The sequence below is a fragment of the Escherichia sp. MOD1-EC6021 genome (assembly GCF_002965245.1).
GTDB classification, from domain to species: domain Bacteria; phylum Pseudomonadota; class Gammaproteobacteria; order Enterobacterales; family Enterobacteriaceae; genus Escherichia; species Escherichia coli_F.
Genome location: NZ_PTRU01000021.1, coordinates 20,069 through 44,351 on the forward strand (window position 1 = coordinate 20,069; position 24,283 = coordinate 44,351).

Consider the following 24,283-nt stretch of genomic DNA (forward strand, 5'->3'; position numbering starts at 1 on the left):
GTTGATGTCGAATTCTTATGACTCCTCCAGTATCAAAGTCCTGAAAGGGCTGGATGCGGTGCGTAAGCGCCCGGGTATGTATATCGGCGACACGGATGACGGCACCGGTCTGCACCACATGGTATTCGAGGTGGTAGATAACGCTATCGACGAAGCGCTCGCGGGTCACTGTAAAGAAATTATCGTCACCATTCACGCCGATAACTCTGTCTCTGTACAGGATGACGGGCGCGGCATTCCGACCGGTATTCACCCGGAAGAGGGCGTATCGGCGGCGGAAGTGATCATGACCGTCCTGCACGCAGGCGGTAAATTTGACGATAACTCCTATAAAGTGTCCGGCGGTCTGCACGGCGTTGGTGTTTCGGTAGTAAACGCCCTGTCGCAAAAACTGGAGCTGGTTATCCAGCGCGAGGGTAAAATTCACCGTCAGATCTACGAACACGGTGTACCGCAGGCTCCGCTGGCGGTTACCGGCGAGACTGAAAAAACCGGCACCATGGTGCGTTTCTGGCCAAGCCTCGAAACCTTCACCAATGTGACCGAATTCGAATATGACATTCTGGCGAAACGCCTGCGTGAGTTGTCGTTCCTCAACTCTGGCGTTTCCATTCGTCTGCGCGACAAGCGCGACGGCAAAGAAGACCACTTCCACTATGAAGGCGGTATCAAGGCGTTCGTTGAATATCTGAACAAAAACAAAACGCCGATCCACCCGAATATCTTCTACTTCTCCACCGAAAAAGACGGTATCGGCGTTGAAGTTGCATTGCAGTGGAATGATGGCTTCCAGGAAAACATCTACTGCTTTACCAACAACATTCCGCAGCGTGATGGCGGTACTCACCTGGCAGGCTTCCGTGCGGCGATGACCCGTACTCTGAACGCCTACATGGATAAAGAAGGCTACAGCAAAAAAGCCAAAGTCAGCGCCACCGGTGACGATGCGCGTGAAGGCCTGATTGCCGTCGTTTCCGTAAAAGTGCCGGACCCGAAATTCTCCTCTCAGACCAAAGACAAACTGGTTTCTTCTGAGGTGAAATCGGCGGTTGAACAGCAGATGAACGAACTGCTGGCAGAATACCTGCTGGAAAACCCAACCGACGCGAAAATCGTAGTCGGCAAAATTATCGATGCTGCTCGTGCCCGTGAAGCTGCGCGTCGCGCTCGTGAAATGACCCGTCGTAAAGGTGCGCTGGATTTAGCGGGCCTGCCGGGCAAACTGGCGGACTGTCAGGAACGCGACCCGGCGCTCTCTGAACTGTACCTTGTGGAAGGGGACTCCGCGGGCGGCTCTGCGAAGCAGGGGCGTAACCGCAAGAACCAGGCGATTCTGCCGCTGAAGGGTAAAATCCTCAACGTCGAGAAAGCGCGCTTCGATAAGATGCTCTCTTCCCAGGAAGTGGCGACGCTGATCACCGCGCTTGGTTGTGGTATCGGTCGTGACGAGTACAACCCGGACAAACTGCGTTACCACAGCATCATCATCATGACCGATGCGGACGTCGACGGCTCGCACATTCGTACGCTGCTGTTGACCTTCTTCTATCGTCAGATGCCGGAAATCGTTGAACGCGGTCACGTCTACATCGCTCAGCCGCCGCTGTACAAAGTGAAGAAAGGCAAGCAGGAACAGTACATTAAAGACGACGAAGCGATGGATCAGTACCAGATCTCTATTGCGCTGGATGGCGCAACGCTGCATACCAACGCCAGTGCACCGGCATTGGCTGGCGAAGCGTTAGAGAAACTGGTGTCTGAGTACAACGCGACGCAGAAAATGATCAACCGCATGGAGCGTCGTTATCCGAAAGCAATGCTGAAAGAGCTTATCTATCAGCCGACGCTGACGGAAGCCGACCTCTCTGATGAGCAGACCGTTACCCGTTGGGTGAACGCCCTGGTCAGCGAACTGAACGACAAAGAACAGCACGGCAGCCAGTGGAAGTTTGATGTCCACACCAATGCTGATCAAAACCTGTTTGAACCGATTGTTCGCGTGCGTACCCACGGTGTGGATACTGACTATCCGCTGGATCACGAGTTTATCACCGGTGGCGAATATCGTCGTATCTGCACGCTGGGTGAGAAACTGCGTGGCCTTCTGGAAGAAGATGCGTTTATCGAACGTGGCGAGCGTCGTCAGCCGGTAGCCAGCTTCGAGCAGGCGCTGGACTGGCTGGTGAAAGAGTCCCGTCGCGGCCTCTCCATCCAGCGTTATAAAGGTCTGGGCGAGATGAACCCGGAACAGCTGTGGGAAACCACCATGGACCCGGAAAGCCGTCGTATGCTGCGCGTTACCGTTAAAGATGCGATTGCTGCCGATCAGTTGTTCACCACGCTGATGGGCGACGCCGTTGAACCGCGTCGTGCGTTTATCGAAGAGAATGCCCTGAAAGCGGCGAATATCGATATTTAATGGCGTTAACAATGCGAGCGTGCATGATGCGCTACGCTTATCAGGCCTACGAGACTCCTGCAATATTTTGAATTTGCATGATTTTGTAGGCCGGATCAGACGTTAACGCCGCATTCGGCAAGAAGCTATAAGAAAAGGGCGGAGATCATCTCCGCCCTTTTTATTTCTGCAATCCGTAATTATCATTCCGCAGATCTATACTTTTTGAGTCAACACGTAACGCTTTACAGGTGATTATCATGGGGCTTTTTGATGATGTTGTCGGCGCCTTTCTGAAAGGCGATGCGGGGAAATATCAGGCTATTTTGAGTTGGGTTGAGGAACAGGGCGGCATTCAGATGCTGTTGGAAAAACTGCAAAGTGGCGGCTTAGGTGCCATTCTCTCAACCTGGTTGAGTAATCAACAGGGCAATCAGCCGGTGAGTGGCGAGCAACTGGAGTCGGCGCTCGGCACAAATGCGGTGTCCGATCTCGGGCAAAAACTGGGTGTAGATGCCAGTACGGCTTCCAGTTTACTGGCAGAACAATTGCCGAAGATTATTGATGCACTCTCACCGCAAGGTGAAGTGTCTTCGCAAGCCAATAACGATCTGCTTTCCGCAGGCATGGAACTGCTGAAAGGGAAACTCTTCCGCTAAGCAAAAGGGGAGCATGCAACGCGCGTTGCATCCCCCTTTTCCCTCGGGTGTTGTACTGATTTTTGAGCGGAATCGCGTTAGCATGGGTCAGGAACCAATCTACCTGGGGAACACATGGCTATCAAACTCATTGCTATCGATATGGATGGCACCCTTCTGCTGCCCGATCACACCATTTCACCCGCTGTTAAAAACGCGATTGCCGCAGCTCGCGCCCGTGGCGTGAATGTCGTGCTAACGACGGGTCGCCCTTATGCAGGTGTTCACAACTACCTGAAAGAGCTGCATATGGAACAGCCGGGCGATTACTGCATTACTTATAACGGCGCGCTGGTACAGAAGGCCGCCGATGGTAGCACCGTGGCGCAAACCGCTCTCAGCTATGACGACTACCGTTTCCTGGAAAAACTCTCTCGCGAAGTCGGTTCTCATTTCCACGCCCTGGACCGCACCACGCTGTACACCGCCAACCGTGATATCAGCTACTACACGGTGCATGAATCTTTCGTTGCCACTATTCCGCTGGTGTTCTGCGAAGCGGAGAAAATGGACCCCAATACTCAGTTCCTGAAAGTGATGATGATTGATGAACCCGCCATCCTCGACCAGGCCATTGCGCGTATTCCGCAGGAAGTGAAAGAAAAATACACTGTGCTGAAAAGTGCGCCGTACTTCCTCGAAATCCTCGATAAACGCGTTAACAAAGGTACGGGTGTGAAATCACTGGCCGACGTGTTAGGCATTAAGCCGGAAGAAGTCATGGCGATTGGCGATCAGGAAAACGACATCGCAATGATTGAATACGCAGGTGTTGGTGTGGCAATGGATAACGCTATTCCTTCGGTGAAAGAAGTGGCGAACTTTGTCACCAAATCCAACCTGGAAGATGGCGTGGCGTTTGCTATTGAGAAGTATGTGCTGAATTAATCAGTGGGCGGGCAAACTGCATAAATGCGTTTGCCCGCAGCGATTAACAATTTCTGGTCGTGCATAAAATCAGGAACTGGAGTGGTGACGTTACTATATCCAGCGTAAGAGTGACTGGTAGCAGCGCATTAGCGAGGCCGCGCGGAACGCCATCAGTTGCTTTGTACTTATAAAATCCCACCGTAAAGGGTTGATGGAAAACCATCACGTTTGAGTAATCCGCTTTTTTATTTTTCTGGTGGATAGAGCCTTTCAGGCCGTCAAGTGCCCAGGTACAACGCTGGGTATTACAAATAAAACCATATTGTGTCGCCAGTGCTTTATCTTCCTCATTATCCCAGTCGTAATAGAGCGTTATTGAACCAGAAAAATTAGTATCACTGCTGCTTAGAATAAATTTCGCGTTATCGGAAACGGTGATTCTTTCGCCATGAATTGCCGGATCGTTCAGCATTTTAACCACCTCGCCGCCGCCCGTGGTCAACAGATAGTCCAACGATTCACCAACAAAAACATAGCCTTTCGTACCGTTACTATCCTCTGCCAGCGATAACCCCTTAATCGAGTCTGACCGCCATTGCTCGGCATGTGGAGGACTTGCGGTATTGGAAACCAACCCCCAAGTGAGACAACCGGTCAACGCAAATGCCAAAGAACACAAACCGGCAGCCTTAAAAAAACCCTTAAAATTCAACTTCATGACTAATCCTTTAAACGAGTAGCTAAGCCGTTGAAAGCATACTCTTCTTTCCCTCCTGTTTTGCGCCTGATATCCCTTTTCAGATTTCTGCCCGACGCATGTCATTTTTTTATGCATTGTTCTTTTTGTGATCTAAATTGTAGTACAACAATATAACTTTGTACTACATTACGCATACAGCAAACGCGAACGTCATCACGCTGGTACTACAAAATTGCCGCGTTATGCATCGATCGGGGTAAAGTAGAGAAGTACATACAGAGCACAAGGACTCTCCATGACTCTCAATAAAACCGATCGCATCGTCATTACGCTGGGCAAACAGATCGTTCACGGCAAATACGTGCCAAGCTCGCCGCTTCCGGCCGAGGCGGAACTTTGTGAGGAGTTTGCAACCTCGCGCAACATCATCCGTGAGGTGTTTCGTTCGCTGATGGCGAAGCGGCTGATTGAAATGAAACGTTATCGCGGGGCGTTTGTGGCACCGCGTAACCAGTGGAATTACCTCGACACTGACGTACTGCAATGGGTGCTGGAAAACGACTACGACCCACGGCTTATCAGTGCAATGAGCGAAGTGCGAAATCTGGTGGAACCGGCGATTGCCCGTTGGGCGGCAGAGCGCGCGACTTCCAGCGATCTGGCGCAGATTGAATCAGCGCTGAACGAGATGATCGCCAACAATCAGGACCGCGAAGCGTTTAACGAAGCGGATATTCGCTATCACGAGGCGGTACTGCAATCAGTGCATAACCCGGTGTTACAGCAACTTAGCATTGCGATTAGTTCATTACAGCGGGCGGTTTTTGAACGAACCTGGATGGGCGATGAGGCCAACATGCCGCAAACGCTCCAGGAACATAAGGCGCTGTTTGATGCGATACGGCATCAGGACGGCGATGCGGCAGAGCAGGCGGCGCTTACCATGATCGCCAGCTCGACACGAAGGTTAAAGGAAATCACATGACAGCTCGCTACATCGCAATTGACTGGGGATCGACCAACCTGCGCGCCTGGCTTTATCAGGGCGACCACTGCCTGGACAGCAGGCAATCAGAAGCAGGCGTTACGCGTCTGAACGGAAAATCTCCGGCTGCGGTGTTAGCAGAAGTGACGACCGACTGGCGTGAAGAGAATACGCCAGTGGTGATGGCAGGAATGGTCGGCAGCAATGTCGGCTGGAAAGTTGCACCGTATTTATCTGTTCCTGCCCGTTTTTCATCTATTGGCGAACAATTAACGTCTGTTGGCGACAATATCTGGATTATTCCCGGATTATGCGTTTCTCATGATGATAACCACAATGTGATGCGCGGCGAAGAAACACAATTGATCGGCGCGCGTGCTTTGGCTCCTTCCTCTCTTTATGTCATGCCCGGTACGCATTGCAAATGGGTGCAGGCCGATAGCCAGCAAATCAACGATTTTCGCACCGTAATGACCGGTGAGTTACATCATTTACTGTTAAATCACTCATTGATTGGCGCAGGTTTACCACCGCAGGAAAACTCTGCCGATGCCTTCGCGGCTGGCCTTGAGCGCGGCCTTAATGCGCCCGCAATATTGCCGCAGCTTTTTGAAGTTCGTGCTTCGCATGTGCTGGGAACACTTCCCCGTGAACAGGTCAGCGAATTTCTCTCTGGATTGTTGATTGGCGCAGAGGTCGCCAGTATGCGCGACTACGTGGCCCATCAACACGTCATCACCCTTGTCGCCGGAACATCGCTGACTGCACGCTATCAGCAAGCCTTTCAGGCGATGGGTTGCGACGTGACGGCGGTGGCGGGCGACACGGCATTTCAGGCTGGTATAAGGAGCATCGCTCATGCAGTGGCAAACTAAACTCCCGCTGATCGCCATTTTGCGCGGCATTACGCCCGACGAGGCGCTGGCGCATGTTGGCGCGGTGATTGACGCTGGGTTCGACGCGGTAGAAATCCCGCTGAACTCTCCACTATGGGAACAAAGCATTCCCGCCATCGTTGATGCGTATGGCGATAAAGCGTTGATTGGCGCAGGTACGGTACTGAAACCTGAACAGGTCGATGCGCTCGCCAGGATGGGCTGCCAGCTCATCGTTACGCCCAATATCCATAGTGAAGTGATCCGCCGCGCGGTGGGGTATGGCATGACCGTTTGCCCCGGCTGCGCGACGGCGACTGAAGCCTTTACCGCGATCGACGCGGGCGCTCAGGCGCTGAAAATATTCCCGTCATCGGCTTTTGGGCCGCAATACATCAAAGCGTTAAAAGCGGTATTACCGCAGGACATCCCGGTCTTTGCCGTAGGCGGTGTGACGCCAGAAAACCTGGCGCAGTGGATAGACGCAGGTTGTGCAGGGGCGGGCTTAGGCAGCGATCTCTATCGCGCCGGGCAGTCCGTAGAACGCACCGCGCAGCAGGCAGCAGCATTTGTTAAGGCGTATCGAGAGGCAGTGCAATGAAAATCACCAACATTACTACGTATCGTTTACCTCCCCGCTGGATGTTCCTGAAAATTGAAACTGATGAAGGCGTGGTCGGTTGGGGCGAGCCCGTGATCGAAGGCCGCGCCCGCACGGTGGAAGCGGCAGTTCACGAGCTGGGTGACTATTTGATTGGTCAGGATCCATCGCGCATCAATGACTTATGGCAAGTGATGTATCGCGCCGGATTTTATCGTGGCGGTCCGATTCTGATGAGCGCCATCGCCGGGATCGACCAGGCGTTATGGGATATCAAAGGTAAAGTGCTGAATGCGCCGGTCTGGCAACTGATGGGCGGCCTGGTTCGCGACAAAATTAAAGCCTACAGTTGGGTCGGCGGCGATCGTCCGGCGGATGTTATCGACGGCATTAAAACGCTACGCGAAATCGGCTTCGATACCTTCAAACTGAACGGTTGTGAAGAACTGGGATTGATTGATAACTCCCGCGCGGTAGATGCGGCGGTCAACACCGTGGCACAAATTCGTGAAGCTTTTGGCAATCAGATTGAGTTTGGTCTTGATTTCCACGGTCGCGTCAGCGCGCCGATGGCGAAAGTGCTGATTAAAGAACTGGAACCGTATCGCCCTCTGTTTATTGAAGAACCGGTGCTGGCGGAACAAGCCGAATACTACCCGAAACTGGCGGCACAAACGCATATTCCACTGGCGGCGGGTGAGCGCATGTTCTCACGCTTCGATTTTAAACGCGTGCTGGAAGCTGGCGGTATTTCGATTCTGCAACCGGATCTCTCCCACGCAGGCGGTATTACCGAATGCTACAAAATTGCCGGAATGGCGGAAGCCTATGACGTGACCCTTGCGCCGCACTGTCCGCTCGGCCCGATTGCACTGGCGGCTTGCCTGCATATCGACTTTGTTTCCTATAACGCGGTACTTCAGGAACAAAGTATGGGCATTCATTACAACAAAGGCGCGGAGTTACTCGACTTTGTGAAAAATAAAGAAGACTTCAGCATGGTCGGCGGCTTCTTTAAACCATTAACGAAACCGGGCTTAGGCGTGGAAATCGACGAAGCCAAAGTCATTGAGTTCAGTAAAAATGCCCCGGACTGGCGTAATCCGCTCTGGCGTCATGAAGATAACAGCGTAGCAGAGTGGTAATTCCTGCCACGTAAGCCCCTCATCGGGCACTAAAACAGCAATACAAAAATATAACCCTCTGTACATTACAGGGCATGGTGAGCGGCTTCGCTATGCCCAAAATCTGGAGAAAGCTCGCTATGGATATTCCCGTTAATGCAGCAAAACCGGGGCGTCGGCGTTATCTGACGCTGGTGATGATCTTTATTACGGTGGTCATTTGTTATGTTGACCGCGCTAACCTGGCCGTGGCTTCCGCCCATATTCAGGAAGAGTTCGGCATTACCAAAGCGCAAATGGGCTATGTATTTTCGGCCTTCGCCTGGCTTTATACCTTATGTCAGATCCCCGGCGGTTGGTTTTTAGATCGCGTAGGTTCTCGCGTGACTTATTTTATTGCGATATTTGGCTGGTCAGTGGCGACGTTATTCCAGGGCTTTGCCACGGGCTTAATGTCATTAATTGGTCTGCGCGCGATAACCGGTATTTTCGAAGCGCCCGCGTTCCCGACCAATAACCGGATGGTGACCAGCTGGTTCCCGGAACATGAACGCGCTTCTGCCGTGGGTTTTTATACGTCTGGTCAGTTTGTCGGTCTGGCGTTTCTGACTCCGCTGCTGATCTGGATTCAGGAAATGTTGAGCTGGCACTGGGTGTTCATTGTCACCGGCGGTATCGGCATTATCTGGTCGCTGATTTGGTTTAAGGTTTATCAGCCGCCGCGCCTGACCAAAGGCATTAGCAAAGCTGAACTGGATTACATTCGTGACGGCGGCGGTCTGGTGGATGGCGATGCGCCAGTGAAAAAAGAGGCGCGTCAGCCGCTAACCGCCAAAGACTGGAAACTGGTGTTCCATCGTAAACTGATCGGCGTCTATCTTGGGCAATTTGCGGTGGCTTCTACACTGTGGTTCTTCTTAACCTGGTTCCCGAACTATTTAACCCAGGAAAAAGGAATCACAGCGCTGAAAGCGGGCTTTATGACCACGGTGCCATTCCTTGCGGCGTTTGTTGGCGTCCTGCTCTCAGGCTGGGTCGCGGATCTGCTGGTACGTAAGGGCTTTTCACTGGGCTTTGCGCGTAAAACGCCGATTATCTGCGGTTTGCTGATCTCCACCTGCATTATGGGTGCTAACTACACCAACGATCCGATGATGATTATGTGCCTGATGGCGCTGGCATTCTTCGGCAACGGTTTTGCTTCGATTACCTGGTCGTTAGTCTCTTCTCTGGCACCGATGCGGCTGATTGGTTTAACCGGCGGCGTGTTTAACTTCGCCGGTGGTCTGGGCGGCATCACCGTTCCGCTGGTGGTAGGGTACCTGGCGCAGGGTTACGGTTTCGCGCCTGCACTGGTTTATATCTCCGCCGTCGCGTTGATTGGCGCGCTCTCTTACATCCTGCTGGTGGGCGATGTGAAGCGCGTTGGATAATCTTTCAACTGTGGAATATGCGCCACACCACTGCGCATAATCCATTTTCTTAAAGCCGGTGCGGTCAGGCATCGGCTTTTTACTATTTTGCCGAAGAGTTTTAAACGCAGTTTGCGGGTGGCGCGCCAGTAGGCGGCGTTGCTCTTCTCCGGTTGCTTGAGTAACACCGAACGCAGAATCTCTGCGCTATCCAGCGCATAGCTAATCCCCTCCAGTGAGCTGGCGCTGATAAATCCCGCCGCTTCACCAATCAGAAAGGCATTGTCCTTACCGCAGACAAAATCCTGCCAGCGTGAGGGAAACAACACGGTACATTTCTCACTTTTCACCGCTTTGCCAAACTGGAACTGAAAGGCGCTCATTTTCTCTTTCAGCGTCGTGAAACGCGTCTGACCGTCTTTCATTGGATAGGCACCGCCAAAGATAAAATAACCGTCTTTGCTGATACTCCATGAGTAACAGTCAGTTATCGCATTATCAAAGATGCAGGAGTAGAACGGCACCGGATGTTTCTCTGCGAACCACTGCTGGATAGCGACATATTTACGAATTTGATGGTTCGGGTAGAGATGTCGCCGCACCATCGAGTTGGCACCATCGGCACCGACCAGATAGCGGGCGGTAATGTGTTGCTCCCAGCCGTCTGCGCGAAAAATGACATGCCATTTATCATCCTCATGCCAGATTTTCCGGCACAGGCTGTCGTGGTAAACCTCAACGCTGGCGGGGATCAGCGATTTCATCCATAAGTCGAAAGCATGGCGATTAATATTGATATAGCTTCGCTGGTAGTTACGTGTAAGCGATGCGGCTACGTCGACGGTTTTGACGCTGAAAATCTGCGGATTGGCGATCACATCGACAGGAAGCGTCAGTCCATCGCGAATAAAAGATCGCTGAGCGTCCGGTGCCAGCAGACCGCCGCAAGGCTTGTTGAAACCTTCAGTACCGCACTGGTGCTTTTTATCCAGCGCGATCACCTGCATTTTGCCTGCTAACTTTCGCGCCAACGCCGACCCTGCCGGGCCGAGGCCAATAATCGCCACGTCGAAATGTTCCATCTTTTCACTCACATTCATCACGATGGCAAAAGACTATTGTCTGAAAGTGAAGTCCTTGTGAAGTATGATGGCGGGAACCGTTTTGTATCAGGACCGCGCCATGAAACAGATAACCTTTGCTCCCCGTAATCACCTGCTCACCAATACCAATACCTGGACGCCCGACAGCCAGTGGCTGGTATTTGACGTGCGTCCTTCTGGGGCGTCGTTTACCGGCGAGACCATTGAGCGTGTGAATATTCATACCGGTGAGGTCGAGGTTATCTACCGTGCGTCACAGGGCGCACACGTCGGCGTGGTGACCGTTCATCCGAAGTCAGAGAAATATGTCTTTATTCACGGCCCTGAAAATCCAGATGAAACATGGCATTACGACTTCCATCATCGACGCGGCGTGATTGCTGAAAGCGGCAAGGTGAGCAATCTCGATGCAATGGATATTACCGCGCCGTATACGCCAGGAGCGCTGCGTGGCGGCAGCCATGTACATGTCTTTAGCCCGAACGGTGAAATGGTGAGCTTTACCTATAACGACCATGTAATGCATGAACGCGATCCGGCGCTGGATTTGCGAAATGTCGGTGTTGCTGCACCGTTTGGCCCGGTCAACGTACAAAAGCAGCATCCGCGTGAATACAGCGGTAGCCACTGGTGCGTACTGGTGAGTAAAACAACGCCCACGCCGCAGCCTGGCAGTAATGAAATCAATCGTGCTTATGAAGAAGGATGGGTAGGAAATCACGCGCTGGCGTTTATTGGCGACACACTTTCGCCAAAGGGCGAGAAAGTGCCGGAGCTGTTTATCGTTGAGTTACCGCAAGATGAAGCTGGCTGGAAAGCGGCAGGTGATGCGCCGTTAAGTGGAACGGAAACAACCCTGCCCGCGCCACCGCGTGGCGTCGTGCAGCGACGTTTAACTTTTACCCATCATCGGGCTTATCCGGGATTAGTCAACGTTCCGCGCCACTGGGGGCGCTGTAATCCGCAGGGGACGCAAATCGCGTTTTTAATGCGTGATGATAACGGCATTGTGCAACTGTGGCTTATCTCACCACAGGGCGGCGAGCCGCGACAGTTAACTCATAACAAAACGGATATTCAGTCTGCATTTAACTGGCACCCTTCCGGGGAATGGCTGGGCTTTGTGCTGGATAATCGAATTGCTTGCGTCCATGCGCAAAGCGGCGAGGTTGAGTATTTAACCGAAAACCACGCCAATCTCCCTTCTGCGGACGCCGTGGTCTTCTCGCCGGATGGTCAATGGCTGGCGTGGATGGAAGGTGGCCAGCTGTGGATCACCGAAACTGATCGCTAAATCAGTTATCAGGCATTCTGGCCGGTGGAATAACCGCATTGGTGGCTTGCGCGTTGGCTTCGCTTTTTTCAACGCGTGAGCGCACCGAGCTGTCTTTGCGGAACACATCCCACGGCAGTAAAAGCGTGTCCATCACAGCGGTAAACGGCATATCGAGAATCGCCAGCGACTTAGTGCCCCAGTTGGTTTCATCGTCGCCAATCATGGTGGCGCTGGCGCGGGTGCCGGGATACGTTCCTTCTTTTCCCCCGGTATGGGACATCACGCTGGAGCATCCTCCGAGTAATGCCATTCCGCTGCATATCATGAACGCTAACAACACATTTCTTATCATAATAAATTCATCTGTTGATCGTGGGTGTTGGCCTGATGAGTTATAGCGATCCCTTGCTGAAAATAACATCATCATTACGTCGCACTGTGGCGGCTATCGCACTTTAACGTTTCGTGCTGCCCCCTCAGTCTATGCAATAGACCATAAACTGCAAAAAAAAGTCCGCTGATAAGGCTTGAAAAGTTCATTTCCAGACCCATTTTTACATCGTAGCCGATGAGGACGCGCCTGATGGGTGTTCTGGCTACCTGACCTGTCCATTGTGGAAGGTCTTACATTCTCGCTGATTTCAGGAGCTATTGATTATGCGTAACTTTGATTTATCCCCGCTTTACCGTTCTGCTATTGGATTTGACCGTTTGTTTAACCACTTAGAAAACAACCAGAGCCAGAGTAATGGCGGCTACCCTCCGTATAACGTTGAACTGGTAGACGAAAACCATTACCGCATTGCTATCGCTGTGGCTGGTTTTGCTGAGAGCGAACTGGAGATTACCGCCCAGGATAATCTGTTGGTGGTGAAAGGTGCTCATGCCGACGAACAAAAAGAGCGCACCTATCTGTACCAGGGCATCGCTGAACGCAACTTTGAACGTAAATTCCAGTTAGCTGAGAACATTCATGTTCGTGGTGCTAACCTGGTGAATGGTCTGCTGTATATCGATCTCGAACGCGTGATTCCGGAAGCGAAAAAACCGCGCCGTATCGAAATCAACTAATTCCCTAAGGCCGCCTGGCGCGGCCTGATATCTCCATGCTCGCCGTCAGGGAGCATATGCGAATCTTCGGATTTGCAGGTACTTACTCGCTTCTTAGAAGGAGAAATGACTATGCGTAACTTCGATTTATCCCCACTGATGCGTCAATGGATCGGTTTTGACAAACTGGCCAACGCACTGCAAAACGCCGGTGAAAGCCAGAGCTTCCCGCCGTACAACATTGAGAAAAGCGACGATAACCACTACCGCATTACCCTTGCGCTGGCAGGTTTTCGTCAGGAAGATTTAGATATTCAACTGGAAGGTACGCGCCTGAGCGTAAAAGGCACGCCGGAGCAGCCAAAAGAAGAGAAAAAATGGCTGCATCAAGGGCTTATGAATCAGCCATTTAGCCTGAGCTTTACGCTGGCTGAAAATATGGAAGTCTCTGGTGCAACCTTCGTAAACGGTTTACTGCATATTGATTTAATTCGTAATGAGCCTGAACCCATCGCAGCGCAGCGTATCGCTATCAGCGAACGTCCCGCGTTAAATAGCTAACTAGCTATTCTCTTTGCCCCACCATTCTGGTGGGGCTTTTTTTGTCTTTCTTACTCAACAAAGCGTTAAATTTCGCCTGTTTAAGATATTTCGGCACGTTCTTTCCCGTGATAATGTGCGCTATAAGGCAAATCTGCTTCACCGATTCAGCCATAATCCGTAGCAATTAAAATGTTATCTCAAGAGAAATGGACGATGAGTGATATAGCATTAACGGTCAGTATTCTGGCTTTGGTGGCAGTCGTCGGTTTGTTTATCGGCAACGTCAAATTTCGCGGCATAGGATTAGGTATTGGCGGCGTGCTGTTTGGTGGGATCATCGTCGGCCATTTTGTTTCTCAGGCGGGGATGACATTAAGTAGCGATATGCTGCATGTTATTCAGGAATTTGGCCTGATCCTGTTCGTTTATACCATCGGGATTCAGGTGGGGCCGGGCTTCTTTGCTTCATTGCGCGTCTCCGGATTACGCCTCAACTTGTTTGCTGTTCTGATTGTCATCATCGGTGGTCTGGTTACCGCCATCCTGCATAAGCTGTTTGATATTCCACTGCCGGTCGTGCTGGGGATTTTCTCCGGTGCGGTGACCAATACGCCAGCGCTGGGGGCGGGGCAGCAGATCTTGCGCGACCTGGGTACACCAATGGAAATGGTCGATCAGATGGGGATGAGCTACGCGATGGCGTATCCATTCGGCATTTGCGGGATCTTGTTCACCATGTGGATGTTGCGGGTTATTTTCCGCGTCAATGTCGAGACAGAAGCCCAGCAGCACGAGTCTTCACGCACCAATGGCGGCGCGCTGATCAGGACTATCAATATTCGCGTTGAGAACCCTAACCTGCATGATTTAGCCATTAAAGATGTACCGATTCTCAACGGGGACAAAATTATCTGTTCGCGTCTGAAACGAGAAGAAACCCTAAAAGTACCTTCGCCAGATACTATTATCCAACTGGGCGATTTGCTGCATCTGGTGGGGCAGCCAGCGGATTTACATAATGCGCAACTGGTGATTGGTCAGGAGGTCGATACCTCGCTGTCCACGAAAGGCACTGATTTACGCGTCGAGCGTGTGGTGGTCACCAATGAAAACGTGCTTGGTAAGCGTATTCGCGATCTGCACTTTAAAGAACGCTATGACGTTGTTATCTCGCGCCTGAACCGTGCCGGGGTCGAACTGGTCGCCAGTGGCGATATCAGCCTGCAGTTCGGCGATATCCTCAACCTGGTGGGGCGTCCGTCCGCAATTGATGCCGTTGCCAATGTGCTGGGGAATGCGCAGCAAAAACTGCAACAGGTTCAGATGCTGCCGGTGTTTATTGGTATCGGGCTTGGCGTATTGTTAGGTTCTATTCCCGTCTTTGTGCCGGGATTCCCGGCGGCGTTGAAACTGGGACTGGCGGGCGGTCCGCTGATTATGGCGTTGATCCTCGGGCGTATCGGCAGTATCGGTAAGCTGTACTGGTTTATGCCGCCAAGCGCCAACCTCGCGCTGCGGGAGCTGGGGATCGTACTGTTCCTCTCGGTAGTGGGGCTGAAATCCGGTGGGGATTTTGTCAATACACTGATCAATGGCGAAGGGCTAAGCTGGATTGGTTATGGTGCTCTCATCACCGCCGTTCCGCTGATTACTGTTGGTATTCTGGCGCGGATGTTAGCCAAAATGAATTACCTGACCATGTGCGGGATGCTGGCTGGCTCCATGACCGATCCTCCGGCGCTGGCATTTGCTAATAATCTTCATCCAACCAGCGGTGCGGCGGCACTCTCTTATGCCACTGTCTATCCGTTGGTGATGTTCCTGCGCATTATCACCCCACAATTACTGGCGGTGCTCTTTTGGAGTATCGGTTAACTCTTTTCCGGGTGGAGTCGCCGTAAATGGTACTCCACCTGGTATTCACTGGCATTTCTGAACATCACTGAATAATTCAAAAACTCACCGCTCTCACTATATGACAACGAGGTGATCCGCAGCAGTGGTGTGTGTTCCGCTACCTTCATTTGCCGCGCCAGCAGTCTATCGGCGAGAACCGGCGTCAGGCTTTCATAATTACCGCCAATAAGAATCCCGCACTCTTGTTCAATATATTCAAACTTCGACCCTTCCAGATGTTGCAGCGAAAGGTTGCGGAACAGTTTTACCGGCATATAGCTATCTTCCAGCATCAGCGGTTTCCCTTCCACAAAACGAACGCGACGGGAGAAGTAGATCTGCTCGTTGATTTGAATCCGTAATTGGCTGGCAATGGCCGGAGGCGCAGGCATGATTTCAAATATTAGCACCTGGCTGGTGACCGTTTTCCCCTGGCGTTTTAACACCTCCACCAGCCCGGTCAGGCTGGCAGTTTGATGCAGTACATCTTTGCGCACCAGATAAGTACCGCTGCCGTGGCGGCGGACCACCAACCCCCACGCCACCAGCAGGTCAATGGCTTTACGGATGGTCATCCGTGATACCGCAAATTCTTCCGCCAGCTTTTTTTCACCAGGAAGAAGACTGTTTAGCGTGAAATCCGCGGAGTTAAGTCGAATTCTTAACCGCTCCGCAATGCTTTTGTAGATCATCTCTAGATCTCTTTTTTGCCTGCAAGCCCGGGTAAAGCGCCCACAAATTTCGATTAATCCGTTGAAAAAGCATCTTTTTTTTAGTGATGTGTTCGATGCTGTGTACCCGTGTTCACAGATGTCTACTTTTTCGCGAAAACGTAGATCTCTACCGCTCAACGAAAAGCATGAAAGCGATCACGAATCCCACTGGGTCGTCATGTTCTGCCGATAGCATCTTCCTATCCTCGCTCCAGGCCTGCCGCATAACCAATCAGGCTTCCTACTTACAGAATTGAGAAAAGAGGATGTGGAAATGCTCAGTCAAATTCAACGCTTTGGCGGCGCGATGTTCACGCCAGTGCTGCTGTTTCCCTTCGCCGGGATTGTGGTGGGTCTTGCCATCTTGCTGCAAAACCCGATGTTTGTCGGGGAATCACTGACCGATCCGAACAGTTTATTCGCGCAAATCGTACACATCATTGAAGAGGGCGGTTGGACGGTATTCCGTAATATGCCGCTGATTTTTGCTGTCGGTTTACCCATTGGCCTTGCTAAGCAAGCGCAGGGGCGTGCTTGTCTGGCGGTGATGGTGAGTTTCCTGACCTGGAACTATTTCATCAATGCGATGGGAATGACCTGGGGAAGCTACTTCGGCGTCGATTTCTCTCAGGACGCAGTGGCAGGTAGCGGGCTGACCATGATGGCCGGAATTAAAACCCTCGATACCAGCATTATCGGCGCGATTATCATTTCTGGCATTGTGACGGCGCTGCATAACCGTCTGTTCGATAAAAAACTGCCGGTTTTTCTCGGCATTTTTCAGGGGACATCTTATGTGGTGATTATCGCCTTCCTGGTGATGATCCCATGCGCGTGGCTGACATTGCTCGGCTGGCCAAAAGTACAAATGGGGATTGAATCTCTGCAAGCGTTCCTGCGTTCGGCGGGTGCGCTTGGGGTTTGGGTTTACACCTTCCTCGAACGTATTCTGATCCCAACCGGTTTACACCACTTCATCTACGGACCGTTTATCTTTGGTCCGGCAGCTGTTGAAGGCGGCATTCAGATGTACTGGGCGCAGCATCTGCAAGAGTTCAGTTTGAGCGCCGAGCCGCTGAAATCGTTGTTCCCGGAAGGCGGTTTTGCCCTGCACGGTAACTCAAAAATCTTTGGTGCCGTGGGCATTTCTTTAGCGATGTACTTCACTGCTGCACCGGAAAATCGGGTAAAAGTGGCGGGCTTGCTGATCCCTGCAACCTTAACCGCCATGCTGGTGGGAATTACCGAACCGCTGGAATTTACCTTCCTGTTCATTTCACCGTTGCTGTTTGCGGTACACGCCGTGCTGGCGGCCTCAATGTCGACTGTGATGTATCTCTTTGGTGTGGTGGGCAACATGGGCGGTGGTCTGATAGACCAGGTTTTACCGCAAAACTGGATCCCGATGTTCAGCAAACATGCGGATATGATGCTGACCCAAATCGCCATTGGGTTGTGCTTTACCCTCTTGTACTTCGTTGTCTTCCGCACCCTGATTCTGCAATTCAACATGTGCACACCGGGGCGTGAAGATGCGGAGGTGAAGCTCTACTCGAAAGCCGAATACAAAGCCTCACGAGGCCAAACTACCGCTGCAGAGCCCAAAAAAGAGCTGGAGCAGGCTGCCGGCATCCTGCAAGCCCTGGGCGGGGTGGGCAATATCTCCAGTATTAACAATTGCGCGACGCGTCTACGTATTGCACTGCATGACATGTCACAAACGCTGGATGACGAAGTCTTTAAAAAGCTGGGAGCGCATGGCGTCTTCCGTAGTGGTGATGCCATTCAGGTGATCATTGGTTTGCATGTTTCCCAGCTGCGTGAACAGCTCGATAGCTTAATTAATTCTCATCAATTAGCAGAAAAAGTTGCCATTACGGAGGCAGTATAATGACCAAATTCTCAGTGGTTGTCGCAGGCGGTGGAAGCACCTTTACGCCAGGCATCGTGTTGATGTTATTGGCGAATCAGGATCGTTTCCCGCTTCGCGCACTGAAATTTTATGATAACGATGGCGCACGGCAGGAAGTGATTGCCGAAGCCTGTAAAGTTATTCTGAAAGAGAAAGCGCCGGACATTGCGTTTAGCTACACCACCGATCCTGAAGTGGCGTTCAGCGACGTTGATTTTGTCATGGCGCACATTCGTGTCGGCAAATATCCGATGCGCGAACTGGATGAAAAAATACCGCTGCGCCACGGCGTTGTCGGTCAGGAAACTTGCGGACCCGGCGGAATAGCGTACGGCATGCGGTCTATCGGTGGCGTCCTGGAACTGGTGGATTATATGGAAAAATATTCACCAAATGCCTGGATGCTCAACTACTCCAACCCGGCAGCAATTGTGGCAGAAGCCACACGTCGTCTGCGCCCGAACGCGAAAATCCTCAACATCTGTGACATGCCAATCGGTATTGAAAGTCGGATGGCGCAAATTGTTGGGCTGCAAGATCGCAAACAGATGCGCGTGCGCTACTACGGTCTGAACCACTTTGGCTGGTGGACATCAATTGAAGATTTGCAAGGCAACGACCTGATGCCCCAGCTGCGGCAATATGTCTCTAAGCACGGTTATGTTCCACCGCAGCAAGATACACATACTGAAGCGAGCTGGAACGACACCTATGCAAAAGCGCGGGATGTACAGGCACTGGACCCGGATACATTGCCGAACACCTATCTGAAATATTATCTCTTCCCGGATTATGTCGTTCAGCATTCCAACCCTGAACATACCCGCGCGAATGAGGTGATGGAACATCGCGAGAAACAGGTTTTCGATGCTTGCCGCGCCATTACGGCGGCAGGAAATTCAGCGGCGGGCAAGCTGGAAATTGACGAACATGCGTCATACATCGTCGATCTGGCGGCGGCAATTGCCTTCAACACTCAGGAGCGGATGTTGCTGATTGTGCCTAACAACGGGGCAATTCATAACTTTGATGATGAAGCGATGGTCGAGATCCCGTGTCTGGTCGGGCACAACGGACCAGAACCACTGGTGGTCGGCGATATCCCGCAGTTTCAGAAAGGGTTAATGAGTCAGCAAGTGGCGGTGGAAAAACTGGTCGTGGACGCCTGGGAACAGCGTTCATATCAGCACCTGTGGCAGGCGATTACCCTGTCGAAAACGGTACCGAGCGCCTCGGTCGCCAAAGCTATTCTGGATGAGTTGCTGGAGGCCAACAAAGCGTACTGGCCAGAGTTACGTTAATTGTGTGGACTGGCATCCGTTGGGTGCTGGTCCGTATTCTTCAGCACCGCTGACGGCGCATAACCAAATTTATGTTTAAAGGCTTTGCTGAAATGAAAGGAGTCGAAGAAGTTGAGCGTATCAGCGACTTCGCCAACCGAGTTACCTTGTTGCTTTAATAGCGATAGCGCCAGATCCAGACGTGCATCGAGGTAATATTCTTTCGGCGTCTTGCCGGTATAGCGTAAAAACAGACGACGCAACCAGGCTTCGCTACAGGGGATCGTGGCAGCCATATCAGCTACGCTCCAGCGTTGTTGCAGACTGGCATGTAAAGTGGCAATTAGTTTTTCAATTTGCCGCCGTTGTGGATCTTTTTTACCGTCTGAGTACATAAGACAAATCCACTGATAAATAATTTTCGTCAGAAAAGCGACTGCCAGATTATTTTTTATTGCTTCTGGTGAAGTAATTAATTCAGCAACTTCGGTGAGTTCCTGATTATAAACTTCGCCATTATAAATAACGCTTTGCTGACCGACGGGAATATCCATCATACTGGTGGGGGTAAATTCCATCCAGTACTGTTCCCAGACTAAACCTTCACAGTGATAAGAGTGAATATCCATTGGCTTTAAAAATATAATACAGTTGCCATGCAGTGTTATTTGTTCACCATTCTTTAAAATAATTTTCCCACATCCTTGTACGGTATACACCGCAACCCATGAGTTGGCGATAAGCGGTTTCTTCTTGTCCCGCGGCCAGATCACCCGATAATGCTCGTCGGCGTAGGTATGCCAGAGCGAGATCAGAGAAATTCCGCTGGAGATCACATTTTCGTTAATCAATAAGGGAATATTGTACGGAGTTTCGTTTTTTACATCCGAACTTTGCAATTTTCCATTCATTTTAATATCCCTCCGGCGAATTATGCTCACAACCTGAACTTAACAGAAAACAATCCGTTCAGGGATACGACGTTTGTATTTTAAGAATCTGACTGCCTGACCCGACGCATTTTACCTCTCCCTATATTCATGCGTCCGGGACATAAACATAAATAAGGGCTATGAGATGAATTCGTTACAAATCTTGAGTTTTGTCGGTTTTACGCTGCTGGTGGCGGTCATCACCTGGTGGAAGGTCCGCAAAACAGATACCGGATCGCAACAAGGCTATTTTCTTGCCGGACGTTCACTAAAAGCGCCGGTTATTGCCGCTTCGTTAATGTTAACCAACCTTTCCACGGAACAACTGGTTGGACTTTCCGGGCAGGCCTACAAAAGCGGCATGTCGGTAATGGGCTGGGAAGTCACTTCTGCGGTGACGCTGATCTTCCTCGCGCTAATCTTTTTACCGCGCTATCTGAAGCGTGGCATTGCCACCATCCCCGATTTCCTGGAGGAACGTTATGATAAAACGACGCGTATTATCATCGACTTCTGCTTCCTCATTGCCACCGGTGTCTGCTTTCTGCCGATTGTTCTCTACTCCGGCGCGTTGGCGCTCAACAGCCTGTTTCACGTCGGGGAATCGTTACAAATTTCCCACGGCGCGGCTATCTGGTTACTGGTGATTTTGCTCGGTCTGGCGGGGATTCTGTATGCGGTGATTGGTGGGCTGCGCGCAATGGCAGTGGCGGACTCCATCAACGGTATTGGGCTGGTTATCGGCGGCTTGATGGTGCCGGTGTTTGGCCTGATCGCGATGGGCAAGGGCAGCTTTATGCAGGGCATTGAGCAACTCACCACCGTTCACGCCGAGAAATTAAACTCAGTCGGCGGTCCAACCGATCCCTTGCCAATTGGTGCGGCATTTACCGGTTTGATTCTGGTTAACACCTTTTACTGGTGTACAAATCAGGGCATCGTGCAACGCACGCTGGCGTCAAAAAGCCTGGCGGAAGGGCAAAAAGGGGCGCTGTTAACGGCGGTGCTGAAAATGCTCGACCCGCTGGTACTGGTGCTGCCAGGGTTGATTGCGTTTCATCTGTATCAGGATTTACCGAAAGCTGATATGGCTTATCCGACGCTGGTCAATAACGTTCTGCCAGTGCCACTGGTAGGTTTTTTCGGCGCGGTGTTATTTGGTGCGGTGATCAGTACTTTCAACGGCTTTCTGAATAGCGCCAGTACGTTATTCAGTATGGGCATTTACCGACGCATCATTAACCAAAATGCCGAGCCGCAGCAACTGGTTACCGTCGGGCGCAAATTTGGTTTCTTTATCGCCATTGTTTCGGTGCTGGTCGCGCCGTGGATCGCCAACGCGCCGCAGGGGCTGTATAGCTGGATGAAACAGCTCAACGGTATTTACAACGTGCCGCTGGTTACCATCATCATTATGGGCTTTTTCTTCCCGCGCATTCCGGCACTGGCGGCAAAAGTGGCGATGGGGATTGGCATTATCAGCTACATTACCATCAACTATCTGGTGAAGTTCGACTTCCATTTCCTCTATGTGCTGGCCTGTACGTTCTGCATCAACGTGGTAGTGATGCTGGTGATTGGTTTTATCAAACCACGCGCCACGCCGTTCACTTTCAAAGATGCGTTTGCGGTGGACATGAAGCCGTGGAAAAACGTCAAGATCGCGTCAATTGGCATCTTGTTCGCGATGATTGGCGTCTATGCCGGGCTGGCTGAATTCGGCGGCTACGGTACGCGCTGGTTGGCGATACTCAGTTATTTCATCGCTGCCGTAGTGATTGTCTACCTGATTTTTGACAGCTGGCGGCATCGTCACGACCCAGCCGTAACCTTTACTCCCGACGCGAAGGATAGCCTATGAAACGCCCCAATTTTCTGTTCATCATGACCGATACCCAGGCCACCAATATGGTCGGTTGCTATAGCGGTAAGCCGCTGAATACGCAAAATATTGATAGTCTGGCGGCGGAAAGTATTCGCTTTAATTCCGCCTATACCTGTTCACCGGTTTGTACACCAGCGCGCGCCGGGCTGTTTACCGGTATCTACGCTAACCAGTCCGGCCCGTGGACCAATAACGTCGCGCCGGGCAAAAACATCTCTACGATGGGGCGCTACTTTAAGGATGCGGGCTATCACACCTGTTACATTGGCAAATGGCATCTCGACGGTCATGACTATTTCGGCACTGGCGAGTGTCCGCCGGAGTGGGACGCTGATTACTGGTTCGATGGGGCGAACTACCTTAGCGAACTGACGGAAAAAGAGATCAGCCTGTGGCGCAATGGCCTAAACAGTGTTGAGGATTTACAGGCGAACCAGATCGACGAAACCTTCACCTGGGCGCACCGCATCAGCAATCGGGCGGTAGATTTTCTGCAACAGCCCGCGCGCGCCGAGGAACCCTTCCTGATGGTGGTTTCGTATGATGAGCCGCATCACCCGTTCACCTGTCCGGTGGAGTATTTAGAGAAATACGCTGATTTTTACTACGAACTTGGCGAGAAATCACAGGATGACCTGGCGAACAAACCGGAACATCACCGCTTATGGGCGCAGGCGATGCCATCGCCAGTCGGTGATGACGGGCTTTATCACCATCCGCTCTATTTTGCCTGCAATGACTTTGTTGATGACCAAATCGGACGGGTCATCAATGCCTTAACGCCAGAGCAACGTGAAAATACGTGGGTCATTTATACCTCCGATCACGGCGAAATGATGGGCGCACATAAGCTGATCAGTAAAGGAGCGGCGATGTATGACGACATCACCCGTATTCCGCTGATCATCCGTTCGCCGCAAGGGGAGCGGCGGCAGGTCGATACGCCAGTCAGTCATATCGATTTACTGCCGACAATGATGGCGCTGGCAGATATTGAAAAACCAGACATTCTGCCAGGGGAAAATATCCTTGCTGTGAAAGAGCCGCGTGGCGTGATGGTGGAATTTAACCGTTATGAGATTGAGCATGACAGCTTTGGCGGTTTTATTCCGGTGCGTTGCTGGGTGACGGATGATTTTAAACTGGTGCTAAACCTCTTCACCAGTGATGAACTTTACGATCGCCGTAACGACCCAAATGAAATGCATAACCTGATCGATGATATCCGTTTTGCCGACGTTCGCAGCAAAATGCATGACGCCTTGCTGGATTACATGGACAAAATTCGCGATCCGTTCCGCAGTTACCAATGGAGTCTGCGTCCGTGGCGTAAAGATGCGCAACCGCGCTGGATGGGGGCGTTCCGTCCACGCCCACAGGATGGCTATTCGCCGGTAGTACGCGACTATGACACCGGCCTGCCAACACAAGGGGTGAAGGTGGAAGAGAAAAAACAGAAGTTTTGACGATAATGCCCGCTGATGATCACCCGGCGGGCATTATTCAGGCTGCTTAAACCAGCGAACCGCCGGTCAGGAAGGAAAAGATAAGGAATATCAGCAAAATGCTGCACACGATGCCGATACCAAAAAGCAAGGTATGGAAAGCCAGCGTCCCGCCGCCAAAAACCAGAGCGCCGCGAATGCCCCAGCGATTTTCCTTACGCATACCGCCAATAAATGCGCAAAGTAGCGCGGCAATGGCCAGTGCGATTCCACCTTGATCGAGGATTTTATCGACATCTACATCCTCTTTTTTCTCCACGGTGGTAATTTTTTCGCCTTTTATTCCGGCGAGAAGACCTCTTTTAATTTCAGCCGTTTTGTCCGCCACGATGCTTTCAAGCGTTGGCGGTGGTGCGGAAAAAGGGCCGAATGAAAAGTGGATAATCCCCATCATTAAAGCGATGGCACCGAACAGCATGCCCAATGAACTGATTTTATTTTGCGCTATGATACCCATCTGACCTCCTTGTAGCGGATGGCAAAAGCATATCAGGAAACGGGCGGACGAAATTCTTAAAAAAACCG

22 protein-coding genes and 1 other annotated feature are annotated in these 24,283 nt (G+C 51.6%); of the genes, 16 read left to right on the forward strand and 6 right to left on the reverse strand.

The window, feature by feature from the left end; all coding sequences use genetic code 11:
• Nucleotides 1-4: 4 nt before the first annotated feature.
• From gyrB to yidA, 3 genes are all read left to right on the forward strand, one after another.
• Complete coding sequence (gyrB, locus tag BEB54_RS20335) at nucleotides 5-2,419, forward strand: DNA topoisomerase (ATP-hydrolyzing) subunit B (protein ID WP_001353554.1); 2,415 nt, start codon at nucleotides 5-7, stop codon at nucleotides 2,417-2,419.
• Nucleotides 2,420-2,658: 239 nt separating this feature from the next.
• Complete coding sequence (locus BEB54_RS20340) at nucleotides 2,659-3,057, forward strand: YidB family protein (protein WP_105277596.1); 399 nt, start codon at nucleotides 2,659-2,661, stop codon at nucleotides 3,055-3,057.
• Between the two features lie 114 nt (nucleotides 3,058-3,171).
• Nucleotides 3,172-3,984, forward strand: a complete 813-nt coding sequence (gene yidA, locus BEB54_RS20345) for a sugar-phosphatase (protein WP_000985551.1) — start codon at nucleotides 3,172-3,174, stop codon at nucleotides 3,982-3,984.
• A 43-nt stretch (nucleotides 3,985-4,027) separates the two neighbouring features.
• Here yidA and BEB54_RS20350 read toward each other — a convergent pair whose 3' ends face one another.
• A complete protein-coding gene (locus BEB54_RS20350; protein WP_105272245.1) occupies nucleotides 4,028-4,684 on the reverse strand; it encodes a hypothetical protein in 657 nt (218 codons plus the stop codon).
• A gap of 277 nt (nucleotides 4,685-4,961) precedes the next feature.
• Here BEB54_RS20350 and dgoR point away from each other — a divergent pair, with 277 nt between their 5' ends.
• The 5 genes from dgoR (at nucleotide 4,962) to BEB54_RS20375 (ending at nucleotide 9,684) form a co-directional block, all read left to right on the forward strand.
• Complete coding sequence (gene dgoR, locus BEB54_RS20355; RefSeq protein ID WP_105277597.1) at nucleotides 4,962-5,651, forward strand: D-galactonate utilization transcriptional regulator DgoR; 690 nt, start codon at nucleotides 4,962-4,964, stop codon at nucleotides 5,649-5,651.
• Nucleotides 5,648-6,526 carry a 2-dehydro-3-deoxygalactonokinase gene (gene dgoK / locus BEB54_RS20360; RefSeq protein WP_105277598.1) on the forward strand — a complete coding sequence of 293 codons (879 nt, stop codon included), beginning with the start codon at nucleotides 5,648-5,650 and terminating at the stop codon, nucleotides 6,524-6,526. Before dgoR ends, dgoK begins: the two co-directional genes overlap by 4 nt.
• Nucleotides 6,510-7,127 carry a 2-dehydro-3-deoxy-6-phosphogalactonate aldolase gene (gene dgoA / locus BEB54_RS20365; protein WP_032304102.1) on the forward strand — a complete coding sequence of 206 codons (618 nt, stop codon included), beginning with the start codon at nucleotides 6,510-6,512 and terminating at the stop codon, nucleotides 7,125-7,127. Before dgoK ends, dgoA begins: the two co-directional genes overlap by 17 nt.
• Nucleotides 7,124-8,272, forward strand: coding sequence for a galactonate dehydratase (gene dgoD / locus BEB54_RS20370; RefSeq protein WP_000705257.1), 1,149 nt, complete (start codon nucleotides 7,124-7,126; stop codon nucleotides 8,270-8,272). The genes dgoA and dgoD overlap by 4 nt, the downstream gene beginning before the upstream one ends.
• Nucleotides 8,273-8,346: 74 nt before the next feature.
• Nucleotides 8,347-9,684, forward strand: a complete 1,338-nt coding sequence (locus BEB54_RS20375; protein ID WP_000253471.1) for an MFS transporter — start codon at nucleotides 8,347-8,349, stop codon at nucleotides 9,682-9,684.
• On the opposite strand, the gene cbrA is transcribed toward BEB54_RS20375, so the two are convergent.
• Nucleotides 9,645-10,745, reverse strand: a complete 1,101-nt coding sequence (gene cbrA, locus BEB54_RS20380) for a colicin M resistance lipid reductase CbrA (protein WP_105277607.1) — start codon at nucleotides 10,743-10,745, stop codon at nucleotides 9,645-9,647. The genes BEB54_RS20375 and cbrA overlap by 40 nt on opposite strands.
• 100 nt (nucleotides 10,746-10,845) lie before the next feature.
• Here cbrA and BEB54_RS20385 point away from each other — a divergent pair, with 100 nt between their 5' ends.
• Nucleotides 10,846-12,060 (forward strand): DUF3748 domain-containing protein, encoded by a 1,215-nt coding sequence (locus BEB54_RS20385; RefSeq protein ID WP_199763657.1) that lies wholly within the window; start codon nucleotides 10,846-10,848, stop codon nucleotides 12,058-12,060.
• A 1-nt stretch (nucleotide 12,061) separates the two neighbouring features.
• Here BEB54_RS20385 and BEB54_RS20390 read toward each other — a convergent pair whose 3' ends face one another.
• Nucleotides 12,062-12,394, reverse strand: coding sequence for a YceK/YidQ family lipoprotein (locus BEB54_RS20390; protein WP_001313407.1), 333 nt, complete (start codon nucleotides 12,392-12,394; stop codon nucleotides 12,062-12,064).
• A gap of 239 nt (nucleotides 12,395-12,633) precedes the next feature.
• Nucleotides 12,634-12,706, forward strand: a sequence feature (ROSE (Repression Of Heat Shock gene Expression) occurs in the 5'-region of heat shock genes and acts as an RNA thermometer to modulate expression.).
• Between BEB54_RS20390 and ibpA the strand changes: the two genes are divergently transcribed.
• The 3 genes from ibpA (at nucleotide 12,700) to BEB54_RS20405 (ending at nucleotide 15,510) form a co-directional block, all read left to right on the forward strand.
• On the forward strand, nucleotides 12,700-13,113 hold the full coding sequence (gene ibpA / locus BEB54_RS20395; protein WP_001243437.1) for a small heat shock chaperone IbpA: 414 nt from the start codon (nucleotides 12,700-12,702) through the stop codon (nucleotides 13,111-13,113). (Overlaps the previous feature by 7 nt.)
• Before the next feature lie 111 nt (nucleotides 13,114-13,224).
• Nucleotides 13,225-13,653, forward strand: a complete 429-nt coding sequence (gene ibpB, locus BEB54_RS20400; protein ID WP_001243426.1) for a small heat shock chaperone IbpB — start codon at nucleotides 13,225-13,227, stop codon at nucleotides 13,651-13,653.
• Nucleotides 13,654-13,848: 195 nt separating this feature from the next.
• The gene (locus BEB54_RS20405; RefSeq protein WP_088541972.1) at nucleotides 13,849-15,510 is read left to right on the forward strand and encodes a putative transporter; all 1,662 of its coding nucleotides are present in this window, start codon (nucleotides 13,849-13,851) and stop codon (nucleotides 15,508-15,510) included.
• On the opposite strand, the gene BEB54_RS20410 is transcribed toward BEB54_RS20405, so the two are convergent.
• Complete coding sequence (locus BEB54_RS20410) at nucleotides 15,507-16,223, reverse strand: GntR family transcriptional regulator (protein ID WP_001300779.1); 717 nt, start codon at nucleotides 16,221-16,223, stop codon at nucleotides 15,507-15,509. The genes BEB54_RS20405 and BEB54_RS20410 overlap by 4 nt on opposite strands.
• A gap of 295 nt (nucleotides 16,224-16,518) precedes the next feature.
• On the opposite strand from BEB54_RS20410, the gene BEB54_RS20415 reads away from it, so the two are divergent.
• The gene (locus BEB54_RS20415; RefSeq protein WP_088541973.1) at nucleotides 16,519-18,135 is read left to right on the forward strand and encodes a PTS sugar transporter subunit IIB; all 1,617 of its coding nucleotides are present in this window, start codon (nucleotides 16,519-16,521) and stop codon (nucleotides 18,133-18,135) included.
• A complete protein-coding gene (locus BEB54_RS20420) occupies nucleotides 18,135-19,457 on the forward strand; it encodes a 6-phospho-alpha-glucosidase (RefSeq protein ID WP_000160112.1) in 1,323 nt (440 codons plus the stop codon). The genes BEB54_RS20415 and BEB54_RS20420 overlap by 1 nt, the downstream gene beginning before the upstream one ends.
• Here the strand turns inward: BEB54_RS20420 and BEB54_RS20425 are convergent.
• Nucleotides 19,454-20,347 carry a helix-turn-helix transcriptional regulator gene (locus tag BEB54_RS20425; RefSeq protein WP_001366762.1) on the reverse strand — a complete coding sequence of 298 codons (894 nt, stop codon included), beginning with the start codon at nucleotides 20,345-20,347 and terminating at the stop codon, nucleotides 19,454-19,456. The genes BEB54_RS20420 and BEB54_RS20425 overlap by 4 nt on opposite strands.
• Nucleotides 20,348-20,513: 166 nt before the next feature.
• Here BEB54_RS20425 and BEB54_RS20430 point away from each other — a divergent pair, with 166 nt between their 5' ends.
• Nucleotides 20,514-22,229: a solute:sodium symporter family transporter gene (locus tag BEB54_RS20430; protein WP_001087155.1), complete on the forward strand. Its 1,716-nt coding sequence runs from the start codon at nucleotides 20,514-20,516 to the stop codon at nucleotides 22,227-22,229.
• Nucleotides 22,226-23,719 (forward strand): sulfatase-like hydrolase/transferase, encoded by a 1,494-nt coding sequence (locus tag BEB54_RS20435; RefSeq protein WP_105277600.1) that lies wholly within the window; start codon nucleotides 22,226-22,228, stop codon nucleotides 23,717-23,719. The genes BEB54_RS20430 and BEB54_RS20435 overlap by 4 nt, the downstream gene beginning before the upstream one ends.
• 46 nt (nucleotides 23,720-23,765) lie before the next feature.
• Here BEB54_RS20435 and yidI read toward each other — a convergent pair whose 3' ends face one another.
• The gene (gene yidI, locus BEB54_RS20440; RefSeq protein ID WP_105277601.1) at nucleotides 23,766-24,215 is read right to left on the reverse strand and encodes a protein YidI; all 450 of its coding nucleotides are present in this window, start codon (nucleotides 24,213-24,215) and stop codon (nucleotides 23,766-23,768) included.
• Nucleotides 24,216-24,283 lie beyond the last annotated feature (68 nt).

Coding starts and splice junctions, on each gene's coding strand:
- dgoK (WP_105277598.1), top strand. CDS start 5,648: ATGACAGCTCGCTACATCGCAATTGACTGGGGATCGACCAACCTGCGC.
- gyrB (WP_001353554.1), top strand. CDS start 5: ATGTCGAATTCTTATGACTCCTCCAGTATCAAAGTCCTGAAAGGGCTG.
- BEB54_RS20340 (WP_105277596.1), top strand. CDS start 2,659: ATGGGGCTTTTTGATGATGTTGTCGGCGCCTTTCTGAAAGGCGATGCG.
- dgoA (WP_032304102.1), top strand. CDS start 6,510: ATGCAGTGGCAAACTAAACTCCCGCTGATCGCCATTTTGCGCGGCATT.
- BEB54_RS20410 (WP_001300779.1), bottom strand. CDS start 16,223: ATGATCTACAAAAGCATTGCGGAGCGGTTAAGAATTCGACTTAACTCC.
- BEB54_RS20420 (WP_000160112.1), top strand. CDS start 18,135: ATGACCAAATTCTCAGTGGTTGTCGCAGGCGGTGGAAGCACCTTTACG.
- BEB54_RS20390 (WP_001313407.1), bottom strand. CDS start 12,394: ATGATAAGAAATGTGTTGTTAGCGTTCATGATATGCAGCGGAATGGCA.
- dgoR (WP_105277597.1), top strand. CDS start 4,962: ATGACTCTCAATAAAACCGATCGCATCGTCATTACGCTGGGCAAACAG.
- BEB54_RS20350 (WP_105272245.1), bottom strand. CDS start 4,684: ATGAAGTTGAATTTTAAGGGTTTTTTTAAGGCTGCCGGTTTGTGTTCT.
- BEB54_RS20430 (WP_001087155.1), top strand. CDS start 20,514: ATGAATTCGTTACAAATCTTGAGTTTTGTCGGTTTTACGCTGCTGGTG.
- dgoD (WP_000705257.1), top strand. CDS start 7,124: ATGAAAATCACCAACATTACTACGTATCGTTTACCTCCCCGCTGGATG.
- BEB54_RS20405 (WP_088541972.1), top strand. CDS start 13,849: ATGAGTGATATAGCATTAACGGTCAGTATTCTGGCTTTGGTGGCAGTC.
- BEB54_RS20415 (WP_088541973.1), top strand. CDS start 16,519: ATGCTCAGTCAAATTCAACGCTTTGGCGGCGCGATGTTCACGCCAGTG.
- ibpA (WP_001243437.1), top strand. CDS start 12,700: ATGCGTAACTTTGATTTATCCCCGCTTTACCGTTCTGCTATTGGATTT.
- BEB54_RS20435 (WP_105277600.1), top strand. CDS start 22,226: ATGAAACGCCCCAATTTTCTGTTCATCATGACCGATACCCAGGCCACC.
- BEB54_RS20375 (WP_000253471.1), top strand. CDS start 8,347: ATGGTGAGCGGCTTCGCTATGCCCAAAATCTGGAGAAAGCTCGCTATG.
- BEB54_RS20425 (WP_001366762.1), bottom strand. CDS start 20,347: ATGAATGGAAAATTGCAAAGTTCGGATGTAAAAAACGAAACTCCGTAC.
- yidI (WP_105277601.1), bottom strand. CDS start 24,215: ATGGGTATCATAGCGCAAAATAAAATCAGTTCATTGGGCATGCTGTTC.
- yidA (WP_000985551.1), top strand. CDS start 3,172: ATGGCTATCAAACTCATTGCTATCGATATGGATGGCACCCTTCTGCTG.
- BEB54_RS20385 (WP_199763657.1), top strand. CDS start 10,846: ATGAAACAGATAACCTTTGCTCCCCGTAATCACCTGCTCACCAATACC.
- ibpB (WP_001243426.1), top strand. CDS start 13,225: ATGCGTAACTTCGATTTATCCCCACTGATGCGTCAATGGATCGGTTTT.
- cbrA (WP_105277607.1), bottom strand. CDS start 10,745: ATGGAACATTTCGACGTGGCGATTATTGGCCTCGGCCCGGCAGGGTCG.